10 protein-coding genes are annotated in these 15,280 nt (G+C 36.7%); all 10 read left to right on the top strand.

Translation table 11 applies throughout. From position 1 onward, the window contains the following. The first annotated feature begins 353 nt into the window (after window positions 1-353). Window positions 354-1,520 (top strand): ROK family transcriptional regulator, encoded by a 1,167-nt coding sequence (locus LU279_RS11945; protein ID WP_274422732.1) that lies wholly within the window; start codon window positions 354-356, stop codon window positions 1,518-1,520. A 70-nt stretch (window positions 1,521-1,590) separates the two neighbouring features. After that, window positions 1,591-2,568, top strand: a complete 978-nt coding sequence (locus tag LU279_RS11940; protein ID WP_274422731.1) for a glycyl-radical enzyme activating protein — start codon at window positions 1,591-1,593, stop codon at window positions 2,566-2,568. A 48-nt stretch (window positions 2,569-2,616) separates the two neighbouring features. Beyond that, the gene (locus LU279_RS11935; RefSeq protein WP_274422730.1) at window positions 2,617-5,007 is read left to right on the top strand and encodes a pyruvate formate lyase family protein; all 2,391 of its coding nucleotides are present in this window, start codon (window positions 2,617-2,619) and stop codon (window positions 5,005-5,007) included. Between the two features lie 15 nt (window positions 5,008-5,022). After that, window positions 5,023-6,051, top strand: coding sequence for a GntR family transcriptional regulator (locus tag LU279_RS11930; protein ID WP_274422728.1), 1,029 nt, complete (start codon window positions 5,023-5,025; stop codon window positions 6,049-6,051). 44 nt (window positions 6,052-6,095) lie between these two features. Beyond that, entirely contained in the window at window positions 6,096-7,481 is a 1,386-nt protein-coding gene (locus LU279_RS11925) for a sedoheptulokinase (RefSeq protein ID WP_274422727.1), read from the top strand. A gap of 176 nt (window positions 7,482-7,657) precedes the next feature. After that, entirely contained in the window at window positions 7,658-9,166 is a 1,509-nt protein-coding gene (locus tag LU279_RS11920) for a sugar ABC transporter ATP-binding protein (RefSeq protein ID WP_274422726.1), read from the top strand. Window positions 9,167-9,176: 10 nt separating this feature from the next. After that, complete coding sequence (locus tag LU279_RS11915) at window positions 9,177-10,172, top strand: ABC transporter permease (RefSeq protein ID WP_274422725.1); 996 nt, start codon at window positions 9,177-9,179, stop codon at window positions 10,170-10,172. Window positions 10,173-10,240: 68 nt separating this feature from the next. After that, on the top strand, window positions 10,241-11,161 hold the full coding sequence (locus tag LU279_RS11910; protein ID WP_330684670.1) for a substrate-binding domain-containing protein: 921 nt from the start codon (window positions 10,241-10,243) through the stop codon (window positions 11,159-11,161). A 682-nt stretch (window positions 11,162-11,843) separates the two neighbouring features. Then, window positions 11,844-13,088: an AGE family epimerase/isomerase gene (locus LU279_RS11905; protein WP_274422724.1), complete on the top strand. Its 1,245-nt coding sequence runs from the start codon at window positions 11,844-11,846 to the stop codon at window positions 13,086-13,088. 714 nt (window positions 13,089-13,802) lie between these two features. Next, window positions 13,803-14,684, top strand: coding sequence for an aldose 1-epimerase family protein (locus LU279_RS11900; RefSeq protein WP_274422723.1), 882 nt, complete (start codon window positions 13,803-13,805; stop codon window positions 14,682-14,684). The last annotated feature ends 596 nt before the right edge of the window (window positions 14,685-15,280 follow it).

Genomic DNA, 15,280 nt, shown 5'->3' with positions numbered 1-15,280 from the left:
TATAGATAATGATTGGATTTTCCTTTCTCCCATGTCAGGGGTAAGTATTTTTGATAGAACAGATGGATTAATTATAACAGAAAAATAAGTGTTTGCCAGCGGGATTAACAAAAATCAGGTGGGGGAGATAGAAGAATTGTTCGAGATATTGAATCCCTCAGTTTTATGGTGAAGCAGAGAGCAAGAATATACCATTCTGGATAAATTTAAAAAATTTTATATAATGAATAGCTAAATAATAAAAGAGCGCAGCATAGTTGGATTTTCTTGGAAATTTGTTTATAATAAATAAAATGACGATAAAGCTCAGATATTCGGAAGATATTGAAAAAGAAAACAGGAGAGGAAAAGTTATGAAAAAGGGAACAGGACAAAATCTTATTACGTCAAAACAGTATAATAGGGGGCTGATTCTTCAGTTGATTGCTACAAATGAAGCTACATCCAGAATTGAATTAGCCACAACAACCGGTTTGACCAAGATGACTATCACAAATATTATATCTGAATATATAGAAAATGGAATTGTAGAGCAATGTGAAGAAAAGATTACAGAAGGATGTGGGCGAAATCCTATACGTCTTAAAATTTCTGAAAAAGCACCCAATGTGATTGGTCTGTATATTACACGTGATAAAATTGAGGCGGTTCTCTGTACACTTAGCTTGGAGATTTTAAACCGTAAGGTCATCCCATTTGAATCACTAAAAAAAGAAGAAGTGCGTCAATATTCTTACCGTGTACTTGACGCGATTCTGGAAGAAACAGATTCTAAAGTAATAGGAATTGGAGTGGCAGTTATGGGTCCGGTTGATATTAATCACGGAATTATACTTAATCCTCCTCATTTTTGGGGGATAGAGAATGTCAATATTACACAATTTTTGGAAGAACGCTATGGACTTCCGGTTGTAGTGGATCATGATCAGAACAGTGCTGCGCAGGCAGAAGTTCTTTTTGGAGCAGGAAAAAATGTTCAGGATTTTATTTTTCTGGGCATTACAAAGGGAATTGGATCTGGTCTTGTCAGTGATGGAAAAGTGTTTCATAATAAAATGGGAATGGCATCAGAGCTTGGTCATATCAGTATAGACCGCAATGGAAAACGGTGTGCCTGTGGAAACAGAGGATGTTTGGAAGTCTATGCAAGTGTGAATGTAGTGGAAGAGAAACTTCAGAAAGTAACTGGTGAGAAGTATACATTTCAAGAGTTCTGCAAGATGAGAAGACGCAGAGATGTAGATAAGATAATGCGGGAGATGGTGGATAATGTTGCAGTTGCCATTGTCAGTGGGATTAATATACTGCATCCGCAGCTGGTAATTTTAGGCAATGAATGTATGGAATGGGATGACAGATATGTGTACCTTTTGGAAGATAAGGTGAACGAAGAGAAGTTTACGCAAAACTATGGCAGAGTTCCCATAAGAAAAGCTTATTTTGGAAAAGATTCTCAGCTTTTGGGAGCCGCAGCTAATGTATTGTTTCAGATTTTTCAAGGAAAGTTATTATTGTTCTGAAATTCTTGTTTTGGCAAATATCAATATATTTGGAAGTGAATTTTTGTGCAAAAATTTGTTAATGGTATAGTTGACAATTCAGTATTTTGTAGAGTATTATGAAAATGCAAATAATAGTAAATTGTTTTTATTAATTAAAATGGTATTATACAACAATACCAATATGGAGGAGGCTATGACACTAAAAATTTTTCAAAAGGGATTCAACTATTCACAAGATGGGCAAGGAAATCGTCTGATACTCCATTTACAAGGGTGTAATATGAAATGTCCCTGGTGTTCCAACCCAGAGGGAATGAATCGGGAGGGAGTTCTTCTTGTAGAAAAAAACTGGTTGAGAGAAAGTTGCTGTCCAAAAGGGGCAATAAAAGACGGTATACTTGATCGGAGTATTTGTCAGAGCTGTGAAGAGCAGATTTGCATACATAGCAGCAGGCAGAAAGGAATACGGCTTTCTTATAAAGAGTATGAAATGGAAGAAGTGATAAAAGAATGTAGAATGTCAAAACCTATGTTTTTTGATGGTGGTGGAGTAACTCTTACGGGTGGGGAGATTTCTATGCAGTTTGAACCGGTAAAAGAGCTATTACAAAAACTTGGAGAAGAAGGAATTCACAGAGCTATAGAAAGCAACGGTACCCATCCTCGAATGGAGGAATTGATTCCTTACGTAGATCAGTGGATTATGGACGTAAAGCATTATGATAATGATATTCATAAAGAATGGGTGGGAGTTTCTAATATTTGGGTAATAAAGAATCTGGAAAGAGTTTCAGAAAAGCACCAAAATGTTCTGATTCGTGTTCCTCTGATTCCTGGTTTTAATGATTCCAGAAAAGATGCAGAAGGTTTTTCCGGATTTTTTAAAGATCATATCAGAGGTAATTACACAAAAGTTGAATTTCTTACCTATCATGAATTTGGTAAAAGTAAATGGGAACAGTGCGGATTAGAGTACAGGATGAAAGTGGGACAAATTCAGCCGGGAACAGTAGAGTATTTTGAACAGATTCTTAATGAAAATGGGATTCAATGCACCCGTACCTAAAAAAAGACGTCTATAATGTATAAATTTAATTTAAGGAGGAATTTAATAATGAAGATTACAGATATTTATAGTCCTGAAGAAATTACAAATCTTGCAAAAGGAAGATTTCAGGAAGAAAGAACTTTGACGCACCTGGAAGGCTGGTTTTTGACCAGAGAGATTGCCATGAGGTGTGATGAAATATATAAAAATGAACCAGACTGTATTCGTATTGCCAAAACTCAGGTGGAGATTATAAAGGAGATTCCACTTACTCTGGGAGATTATCATATATTTGCAGGAACCCAGGATGATGCATTTGCCCGTTCTTATGCGCTAATCAATCCAGCATTTAAAGTCAGTTCTTTTGCAGGATATTGTGACCCTACAGCTGTTTTTGGTGATATTGATCCTATCGGAGATATTACAAAAGAAAGAATCAACCATGTAAAAGAATATTATGAAAAAAGTCAATTTGCAAAAGTTCTGACAGACGCTTATCGGCCAGTTGAAAAATATACAGAAGAAGCAGTATTTTTTATGGAACAGGTTACGGGACATATAATACCAGATGTAAGGAAACTACTTGAAAAAGGTGCTATCTGTATAAAAGATGAAATAGCGGAACATCAGGCATTAACTGATGATAAAAAGAAAAGAGATTATTATGAAGCAATGAATATTAGTATGGATGCGCTTCTTATACTTGCTGGCAGATATCAGGCAATGGCAGAGGCAAAAGCTGAAAAAAGTGAAGGAAAAACAAAAGATCGTTTTGAATATATGTCGAAAGTTCTTAAAAAAGTTCCGGCAGAAGGGGCATCCAATCTTTATGAGGCAATCCAGAGTTTCCTTCTGATTTGGCAAACTATGTGTCTGGAGCAGACGCCGAATCCATTTGCCTTTTCTGTGGGGAATGCAGACAGGATTTTTGAACCTTACAGAGCAAAAGAAAATCTGGACAGAGATAATACAGCGGCACTTTTGAAACATATGCTTGTATTTTTTAATGTGGCAGACAGAAGTTGGGCAATTTCTCAGAATCTTATTATAGGAGGACGAGATGTAGAAGGTAATGATTTGACAAATCCTACTTCATATGCATTGCTTGATGCATATTTTGACATGAACCTGCCGCAGCCTATCCTTTCTGTAAAACTTCATAAGAACACACCAGATAAACTTTATGAAGAGATGGGGCGCTTCTTTTTTACTCCAGGTGTGCTGACTCCATCATTATTTAATGATGATGCATTGTTTGAAGTATTGGAAATGAATGGTGTAGATAAACAAGACCTTCCGGATTATTCTGTTGCAGGATGCCAGGAACCGTTGATTATGGGAAAGGATAATGGAAATACTACAAATAGTTGGCTGAATCTTCCAAAAGTTCTGGAATTAGTGCTTCAGGGAGGCAAGTCTGAGATTACAGGAAAGCAGATTGGTAAGACAAGGGAGGAACTTGGATATAATAGTAATCTGGAACTTTTGAAAAATGTCAGAGAAGTATTCTATAAAGAATTGGATTATTATGTCGATGAAATGGTGAGCGCCGCGAACAATGCTTCCAGAGCTATCGGACTTTGTCAGGTGCCGTTTCTCTCGGCGATGATGGGAGGAATTGAATCAGGAATTGATATGCGTGATACAGAAAAACAGGGAACAAAATATAATGGAAGTGGATGTCTGATTCATGGGCTCAGTGTTATGGCAGATTCTTTTCATGCTATTGATACCCTGATAAAAGAGAGACCGGAAGATGCTGATAGAATGTTAGAAGCTTTAAGAGATAATTTTGAAAATGATGAAGAAATGCATCAGTATCTCCTGGAATGTGACAAGTTTGGAAATAATATTGAGGAAGTGGATAGAGTCGCAAAAGAGATTGCAGAAAAGGTTTCTGCAATGATAGCATCAAAGAAGAATTATCTTGGAAATCCGTTCAGACCAGATTATGCTACTCCATCTACACATCTGATGTATGGATACTGGGTTGGCGCCACTCCAGATGGAAGAAAGGCAAGAGAAATGTTAAATTATGGTGTTGATCCATTGTATGGGGAGGCGTCAGGAGGTCTGGGGATGAGAATGTTATCCAACAGATACCTGCCTTTTCATACTATGAATGGAGGATATGCATCTCATTTTGGTATTAATCCAGTATACTTCAAAGGTAAGACAATGGAAGAAAAGGGAATGGAATTCAAGACAAAGATATTCATGCCATTATTCTTTAACAGTTATGATGAAGAAAAAGTATCACCGTTTTATCTGTATGTAAATGTAACAACACCGGATATGCTTCGTAAGGTGTTGACGAATCCGGAAAAATATGCACCCAGTGGTGTTTATATTGTAAGAATTCATGGGACTTTTGTGAATTTTCTTGATCTTTCTCCGGAAATACAGGAAGATATTATTAAGAGGCTAGATCCAAACTCTACATTATTAAATGCATAACATTCAGGAGGTTGTATGGAAGAAAAGAGTCTTTATCGTGATGTTAAAAATAAAATTTGCCAGATGATTTATAAGGATATATATAAAGATGGTGAAAACATCCCATCTGAGCGGAAACTTGCAGAAAATCTGGGGGTAAGCCGGGTTACAGTCCGTAAGGCTCTAAAACTTCTTGAGGAAGATCGTATTATAGAACGCATTCAGGGCAGTGGAACGAGAGTGGATTTAAAATATGGTGCAAGAGCAGGAAACATGGATATTATTACGCTTGTAGCACCGGCTCAAAATACTTTTTTCTCACGCTTTATCGATGCCTTTCAGACGACAGCAGAGGAACTGGGATCTCTGGTACTTTTTAAACAGAAGCCATTAGGGCAGTCGTTGGAAGAATGCTTGTTTCGCATTTATGAAAAAGATCTACGAAATGTAGTGCTTTGGTTAGAGGATATGGAGATTAGTTATGAGGCGCTAAGAAAACTTAGAGGACTTGGAATGAATATTATTCTTTTTGATTTTACAAGAAAAAATGATTATGCAGATTCTGTGTGTTTGGACAATAGTGACGCTGTGAATGAGCTAGTAAACTGTCTTAGAAAAGCCGGTTGTAAAAAAATAGGATTTATGGGGTGGGATGATGATACAGTTGAAAGTGTAAAGATTAGGGAAGAAGAATTTGTGAAATTCTGTCCTGATGGAAAGGTAGTTAGAATTCCAAGAAAATATCATAATCATTTGGATGAACTGGAAGAGTTTACTGTAAGAAAATACTTAAGTAGATTGAAAGAATGTGATGGAACACTTTATTCAGTAGGAGAACTTGCGGTACCGTTTGAACGAATGAAGAGAAAAGATGCGTTTAATCATCCGATTGCTATGATTGATAAAGTTCCAGGAGTAATGGGAAAAGAAATTTTTACAGTAGATCAGGATTTTCAGAAAATGTCGGACAGGATTTTTGAATGTTTGAAACAACAGAATAAAAAGAGTGGTGCATGGAGGGCAGAAGTGTATCAGGTAAAGGGAATACGTGTACATTCTTTATAGGAAAGAATTATAGATATTATGGCGGCGGGAAGCAGGAGGATATTATGCGTGCAATGGGAATTGATATAGGGACAACTACAATCAGTGTCATACTTGTGGATGGACAGTCAGGAGAGTTGCTTGGTAGCAGGACTGTTTCACATCAGGCATTTATACAGGGAGAACATTTTTGTAATCGAGTTCAGGACCCGGAGAAACTTTATGAGGTAACCAGAAAAGTAGTTGTTGAATTGGCCGCAGAGATAGGCAAACCGGACAGCATAGGGTTTACCGGACAAATGCATGGGATACTTTATGTAGACAGAGAAGGGAGGGCAGCTACACCTCTTTATACATGGCAAGATGAAAGCGGCAATGAAAAGTTTTCTGGAGATAAGACTTATGAACATATTTTAAGAGAAAAAGTGGGAGCTGCAGCAACGGGATATGGTATGACTACACATTTTTTCCTGTGTCATAAAAAAAAAATACCAGAGAAAGCCTGCTGTATGACAACAATCAGCGATTATATTGCAATGCGTTTCTGCAACAGAATCAAACCGATTATAGCTAGGGATATGGCTGCAAGTTGGGGATGTTTTGATTTGGAAAAGGGAAAATTTTTGAAAGAAAAATTAGAAATGATAGGAATAAGAACTGATTATATACCGGAGATTTGCGAGGAACATGAGATAATAGGAATGGCAGTGGAGGAAGGGCTGGAAGGTGTCCCTGTAATGGCTTCTCTGGGAGATAATCAGGCGAGCTTTATTGGTTCTGTGCAGAATATTAGAGATACAGTAGTGATAAATATTGGAACAGGGAGCCAGGTTTCTTTTGGAACGAACATGCATTATCGGACAGAAGGTTCCATTGAATTACGTCCATGCATAAAAGATTCGTATCTTTTAGTGGGGGCAGGACTTTGTGGAGGTCGTGCTTATGCCATGTTGGAACAGTTTTATCGGCAAATAGCAGCTATGGAGGGAGAAAACATTGTACATGCCTCGCTATATGAGTCTATGGAAAAACAGGCTAGAGAGTTTGTTAAAACAAATGGTATTGATGAAGCATGGGATATCCGCACTACTTTTTCCGGAACAAGAACAAATCCCGGAGAACGTGGCAGTATTACATCTGTTGGAGTGAAAAATTTTACTCCAGGAGCTATGACTGCTGGAATGATTAAAGGTATTTTGGAAGAACTTTATGATATGTATCAGGGAATGTGCCAAATGACAGGAAAAAAAGCAACCTGTCTTGTTGGAGCAGGAAACGGAATTCGAAAAAATAGATTTATGCAGGAAATGGCAGAAACAATATTTGGAATGAAGCTGAATATTCCCAAATGTCATGAAGAAGCTGCACTGGGTGCAGCCTTTTACTCCCTTGTTTCATCTGGAAAGGTAGATTCACTGGAAGAAATTCAAAAGAAAATTCAATATATTTGAAATTTAATAACGGGATAATAGACATATTTTATGAGTGAAAATTATGCAATATAAACAAAAAATAATTAATTAAAAGAGCGCATATTGACAAAAAGAATGATTTGTGTTAGAGTTTTAGTAAAATAAATTTACTAATATATTTGTTTTACTAAATGAAACAGGTTGGAGGGGATTTGATGAATGAAGTGATAGTATCAATGAAAGATATCTGCAAAAACTTTCCAGGTGTCAAAGCTCTTGATCATGTGAAGTTTGAACTTCGTTCTGGGGAAGTAATGGCTCTGATTGGTGAGAATGGCGCAGGGAAATCAACTTTAATGAAAATTCTCAGTGGAGTTTACACTAAGGATAGCGGAACTGTTGAGATTAATGGAGAAGTTTATGAAGATTTGAATCCCAAGAGAGCACAGTCACTTGGAATTGCAATTATCCATCAAGAATTGAATATGTGTAAACATCTTTCGGTTGCGGAGAATATTTATCTAGGACGGGAATTGAGAGGAAAATTTTGCATTGATAACAGGACAATGGAGGCAGAAGCACAGAAAATTCTGGATGAGCTGGGAATTGATATTAAGCCCTGGGAAAGTGTTGGGGATCTTCCTGTTTCAAAACAGCAGATGGTGGAGATCGCTAAGGCACTTTCTATTAATGCTAAGATATTGATTATGGATGAACCTACATCAGCACTTACTTCTAAGGAAATTGACGAATTATTCAGAATCATTCGCAAGCTGAAAAGAGAAGGGCATGGAATTGTATACATATCTCATAGACTGGAAGAATTTCAGCATATTGTGGACAGAGTTACTATTATGAGAGATGGACAGTATATTATGTCAGGTGAGTTTAAAAACCTTACTATGGATAGTATGATTGCTTATATGGTAGGTCGTGAAATTAAAGAAAAATTTCCGCGTATTCAATGCGAAAAGGGGAAGAAGGTATTTGAAGTTCGTAATTTGAATGCAGGAAAGCTGGTTCGGAATATTAATTTCTCTGTTTATGAAGGGGAGATAGTTGGGTTTGCAGGACTTATGGGGGCTGGCAGAACGGAAACGACCAGAGCAATTTTTGGAGTGGATTCCAAGGAAAGTGGAGAAATTTATGTTGATGGTAAGGCGGTGAAAATTAGCTGTCCTTTGGATGCGATTCGTAATGGGGTTGTACTTGCTCCAGAGGACAGGAAAAAAGATGGACTTTGCACGAAATTGAGTATACGTCAGAACATGGCATTGCCGAATCTTGATTTAATTGGAAAACATGGAATCGTGAGTTCAGTAAAAGAAGATGACCTTTGTGAGAAAATTGTAAAGGATCTTCAGATAAAAACTCCTAATGTAGAGATTGATTCTGGTAATCTTTCCGGTGGAAACCAACAGAAGGTGGTAGTGGGAAAATGGCTTGCCAGGAATTCCAGAGTTGTCATTTTTGATGAACCTACCAGAGGAATTGATGTTGGAGCCAAGGTTGAGATATACAATCTGATGAACCAGCTGAAAAAGCAAGGAATTGCAGTCGTTTTTGTTTCGTCTGAGATGCCGGAGGTTATGGGGCTGGCAGATAGAATTATTGTTATGTGTGATGGCAGGATAACAGGAGAAATTACTGCAGCAGAAGCCACACAGGATAATATATTAAAAATGGCAACAGCTTTTGAAACTAAAAAAATTTCGAACAGTTGAGGGAAATAAAATGAACAGAAAAGAACAGACAGTATTAAAAAAAATCTTATCTATTCGGGGAATGGGAGCTGCTCTTACAGCTTTTGCAGGATTGATTATTATTTATATTGTATTTGGTATCATTAATCCGTCTGTGTTTTCCGGACAGAATATTATCAATCTTCTCCGATCTATGTCAAAATATCTTCTTGTTGGTGTGGCTCAGAGTTATGTGATGCTCACTGGTAATGTTGACCTTTCTATTGGATCTGTGGTTGCAGTTAGTGCAATGGTTTCAGCAACGCTGATGACTAATGGAGTGACACCTGTATTAGCCTGCCTGATTGCTCTGGTGTGTTGCTTGACTCTTGGGGTGATTAGCGGTGTTCTGGTAGGAAAGTTTAAACTTCCGCCATTTATTGCAACATTGGGAACCATGTTTGTAGGTAGAGGGATTTCCTACATGGTAAATGGTAACAGAAATACAGATGCTCTTGCCACCGGCATTGGAAAAGATGCGGCGGACAGATTTTCTAATATTTTTTATTATGGTAAGACTTTTGGAGTATATAATACATTTTGGATTGCACTGATTGTATTTTTTATTTTTTACTTCATTTTATCAAAAACATTTACAGGAAGGCACATTTATGCAGTAGGTTCCAATGTAGATGCAGCTAGACTTTCGGGGGTTGACGTTGTAAAAACAACTATTAAAGTATATGTAGTAAGTGCTATGTGCTGTTGGATTGTAGGATTGATTCTCTGTGCACAGGCTGGTATGGGAAATATGGAAGCCGGAAATATGTATGAAATGTATGGAGTTGCAGCAGGCGTAATCGGAGGGGTTTCTCCACTTGGCGGCGCAGGTATCCTTCTAGGAACATTTGCAGGTGCTGGATTATGGCAGACATTGGAAAATGGTTTGAATATGATTGGTGCTCAGGTTGGAATGCAGAGAATCGTAATAGGTGTAATTGTTGTTGGAGCTGTTCTTCTTTCTGAATTGAGAGCTCACAGAAAATAAGTATGTTACATCGTAAAAATACGATGTGTAATATAAAAACTATATAATGTAAAAAGGAGGATTTAAAAATGAAGAAAAAAGTATTAGCAGTATTGTGCAGTATGGCTGTTGCAGTAGGGTGTTTTGCGGGTGCAACAAATGTATTTGCAGAGGGTGAAAAAATTGCATTGATTACTATGGATTCCATTGATCAGCATTGGGTAAGGTTAAACGAAGGAGCCCAGGAAGAAGCTAAAAAAGAAGGGGTTACGGTTGATTATATGGCTCCAAACACCAAAGATGATGCGCAGCAGATAGAATGTGTAAATAATGCTATTGCAGGAGGATACCAGGCTATAATTGTAGCTGCAAATGGCCCGGATGCTATTTCAGGGGCACTCAAAGAAGCAGAAGCATCGGGAATAAAGATTGTGTATGTAGATTCGCCTGCAAATGTTGAAGCAGAAGCTACCTTCTCTACTGATAACAAAGCAGGAGGAGAAAAGGCAGGAGAAGAACTGAAAAAAGCTTTACAAGATAAAGGAGTAACATCTGGAGATATAGGAATTATTAATACGAATGCAGCATCTCAATCTACACTTGATCGCGAAGCTGGATTTAGAAGTGTATTTGAAGGTACTGATTTTAAAGTCATTGAAACCCAGTACAGCGAGGGAGATGCAGCAAAATCTCAGTCTATAGCGGAAAATTATATTACTCAGGGGTGTGTAGGTATTTTTGGAACAAATGAAGGCTGTACAGTAGGTACAGGCAATGCGATCAAAGCATCTGGAAGTAGCAGTGTTCTTGGTGTTGGTTTTGATAAATCTGATACAATTTTGAATTTAGTCAAAGATGAATATCTGGTGTGTACAATGGCTCAAAATCCGGATGTAATGGGTGCGGAAGGTGTTAAAGCAGCAGTCAAAGCAATTAACGGAGAAGATTTGGGTGGAAAAGTAACAGATACAGGTGTTTCTGTTATTACAGCAGATGATGTAGAAGAATAAAAAGAATATAGTTTTTGTAAACAATAGAAGCTGTTCAACGGAGTGAATGGGCAATAAATTAATGAAAAATGTCTCCGGAGATTATTGAGTTGAATCGATATTCTTCGGGGACATTTTTTGAAAAAGGAGAGTAAAATGGAAAAAAATTTTTCTGCTGGCTATATATCTGGATATCACTCCTATTTTTTCGGGAAAATATTGTACAAAAGTAGAAGATGTTTTAAAATCGAGAAAACTAATTCAGATGGAAAAAAACGATGTTCATCTTGGCGGCACTATAGGAAATACATGAATTTTAATGAAGATTTTGGGAGCTGATGTCTCATTGATTGTAAGAATAGGAGATGATATATTCAGAGAAATTGTATTGCTAGTATGAATAAGTATGGTGCAGGTGAGGTAATGTGAGTGGTGCGTGCAGATTTTTGTAATACCAGAAATTGATCGGATTTTTTATATCATCCAGGTGTGAACGGTACAGGAGATATAAGGCTTGCAGCGTTTTTAACAGCATTGATACAGAAAGATGGTCTGAAAGAATGTATGCAGTTATCAACATCTACAAGAGCTTTCTGTGTGGTAGGCTAGGATGCTGTAAGTGGACTGAAAAATTTTGATGATTTGGAAAGAAAATAAAAGCCGGATGGTCTAAAGTAAATATGAAAAGAAAAGGGGAACAGTGATGGATAAAAAATATCTTCTTGATACAGAGGAAAATAAAAAATTTCTTGAAGAAATCAGAAAGGATTTGCTGGAGTTTGGGTGTCAGTTTCCAGCGGTGGATGGAACCTGCTATTATCTCGGGGATGACGGTACACCATGGAAGGAATATAACAGGGAAACTTATGCGACCAGCAGAATGGTGCATGTATACACAATCGGAAAATATATTGGATACAAAGGCAGTGATGAGTTGATAGACTTAGCGGTCAAAGGGCTTATGGGTGCAGCGAGAGACAAAAAAAACGGAGGTTGGTATTCTTCGCTTACACCTGGTGGTGGACATACAGAAAATAAATTATGTTATGCTCATGCGTTTGTAATTCTTGCAGGATCCGGGGCAGTTCTTGCAGGACACCCGAAGGGCAAAGAGTTACTTGAGAATGCACTGGAAATTTATGACAGATATTTTTGGAATGAAGAAGAAGGAATGTCTTGTGATACATGGAATACAGAATTTACGGTTATGGATTCCTATAGAGGATTGAATGCAAATATGCATACAGTAGAAGCCTTTTTGGCAGCTGCAGATGTGACAGGAAATGAAAAATATCGTGAAAGATGCGGGAAAATTATTAAGCGTGTAGTGGGATGGGCTAGTGATAATGAATGGAGGATTCCGGAGCATTATACCAGTGAATGGGAACCCGATATGGAATGTAATAAAGAAAATCCGGACGACCAGTTTAAGCCTTACGGTGCAACTCCAGGACATGGACTTGAGTGGGCTCGTTTAATAGTACAATGGTCACTTTCGACTTATAAGCATGATAAAGAAAATGCGAAAGCATATATTACAGCGGCAGAAAATCTCTTTGAAAGAGCTATTGAGGATGGCTGGAATTCCGATGGTGAGCCTGGTATTGTATATACAACAGACTGGAACGGTAGTCCTATTGTTCATGATAGAATGCATTGGGTTCTTGCAGAAGCTATTAATACAGCAGCAGTTCTCTATCGTATTACCAATAAAAAGAAGTATTATGATAATTATGCTGATTTTATGATGTATTTAGATGAGAAAGTTTTGGATCACGAAAACGGATCCTGGTTCCATCAAATGAATAGAATTAATGTTCCTAATGGAACAGTGTGGCCTGGAAAACCTGATCTTTATCATGCAATCCAGTCAACCTTGATTCCATATTATACTCCAGATTTATCTATTGCAGTAGCTGTCAAAGAAGGAAAAAGATATTATAGATAACTGAAAAGATGAATTGGCAATGCCTGTTATAATGAATGATATTTTTGTTTCCTGCAAAAAAGATAAATATTCGGTAGGATTTTTTTATACAGATAATTTGGAAATGGGATTTTATTCTGCTATGTATGGTTGTTTTACGGATGATTACGATACAAATGTAAGGAAAGTCAGAGCTTGAGTTTTTGCAGTTATGTCCACAGAACTCTCAATCAGTCTTGCTGATCATGAACAACTTTCAAAAATGCCCCAAATATAAGGAATCCAGTTCCTTTTTGATGTGAAATTTAAGTAAACAAACAAAAAGAAAGAGGATTCCTTAAGACCAATTTGACATCAAAAATTTACCAAATGAAACGGGAAATTTTAACTTTTTCAAATAAAGTTTCTAGAAGGTTTCCAAAGCTGGAAAGAAAGTTTATGGCTGCCATAAATTAAGGTATGACTGCTTCCAACAGCTGTCTGCTTACAGATATTGCTGACCAGCTACATGAACCTTCTAAAAAGTTCAATATTTTTGATTGTCTTTTCAGATATGAAACTGTTTTTTATTAATCTGGGAATGGTAAAAGATTATGTGGAAAAAACAAAAGCAGATACGCTAGTTATTTTTGTTAGAAATATATATGCAGCTGACATTTTATGGCGGAGTAGGTTTTAGAGAGGATGATTAAAAAGCATATATGCTGGAAGCAGTAATAGGGGGATAAGTAAATTATGAATTATACAATTTCAAATTCTTATTTAACTGTGGAGATATCTTCGAAAGGTGGAGAACTTAGGTCTCTGCGTGATGTAGATGGAAAAGAATATATTTGGCAGGGAGATGAAGAGATATGGAATGATAGAGGACCTAATCTTTTCCCTTATATTGGAAGAATGACCGGTGAAATCTATCAGTTTCAGGGAAAAAAATATCATATGGATATACATGGATTTTTACCGACATCAGAAATGATGCTTTTGTCAGAAGATAAAGATTGTGTGACCCTGGAGTTGGAAGCATCTGAAAAGACGTTAAAACAATATCCGTTTCTTTTTAAATTGGAAATTACATGGAAGGTGATAGGGGGAACGCTTAAAATTACTTACAAGGTAAAAAATAAAGATGAAAAGCCGATGTATTTTGGGATTGGTGGACACCCTGGTTTTATAGTACCCCTAGAGAAAGAAAATAAATTTGAAGATTACCGGATTGATTTTGGAAAAGATGCTTCCCCAAAACGAATATTAATGTCAGAGGATTGTTTTGTATTGGAAGGAAATGAAAATTTGGAACTGTCAGAGGGGAGATATTTAAAGTTGACACATGATTTATTTAATCATGATGCAATTATTTTGAAAGAGACATTTGGAAAAGTCAGAATTGATAGTGAGAAGGGTAAAAAAAGGATTGTAGTTAGTTTTCCTCAGATGGATTATCTGGGGATTTGGCACAGACCTTTTAAAACACCGGATTATGTATGTATAGAACCATGGAGTTCGCTTCCTTCTCGGAAAAATGTCATAGAGGATATTGCACAACAGCCAGGATTGATAGAATTGGGAAGTAATGAAATTTATCAAAATACTTGGAGTATAACAATAGAAAATAGTTAGTTTGGAATCGGATATTGAAAGAAAGCATCTGGTAAAGGTCATTTCGAGGATATGATAAATATAAGTTACTTTTTCAATATTGAAAAAGTAACTTAATCTATATAGAAATATTATACAAGTTTCATGTAATATAGTATATGATTGAGAATGATGGAAGCGTGATCCATATGAAATTATAAATAGCATGGGATGATGTAGATCTTGAATCTTAATTAGCTAGATGAAAGAATACTGGGGAGTGAAAAAGAAAAATGAAATTCATTTTTTATTGATGACCTTATTCTGTAAAAAATGAAAAAACAGTTGACAGAAGAGGAAGAACGTGGTAAATTAATCTAGCTGTCGCAAAAAAATGATTCTTTTGAAGAAACAATTTGAAAAACTTTGAAAAAAGTCAAAAAACTTGTTGACAATCATTTCTGAGTGTGGTAAAGTAAACAAGCTGTCAGCGAGAGAGCGAATTACTTAAAAGGACGTCAAAAAAGTTTGAAAAAACTTGAAAAAAGTTCTTGACAAACCAAAAGAGATGTGATAAAGTAAATGAGCTGTCTGAGAGACAGAAAACAAAGAACCTTGATAACTAAACAGTGAGACAC

Origin of the sequence: Blautia sp. XA-2221, from assembly GCF_028767025.1 — a bacterium.
Lineage (GTDB): Bacteria > Bacillota > Clostridia > Lachnospirales > Lachnospiraceae > Blautia_A.
Note: the sequence above shows the minus strand (reverse complement) of the source record. Positions and strands in the feature narration are given on the sequence as shown.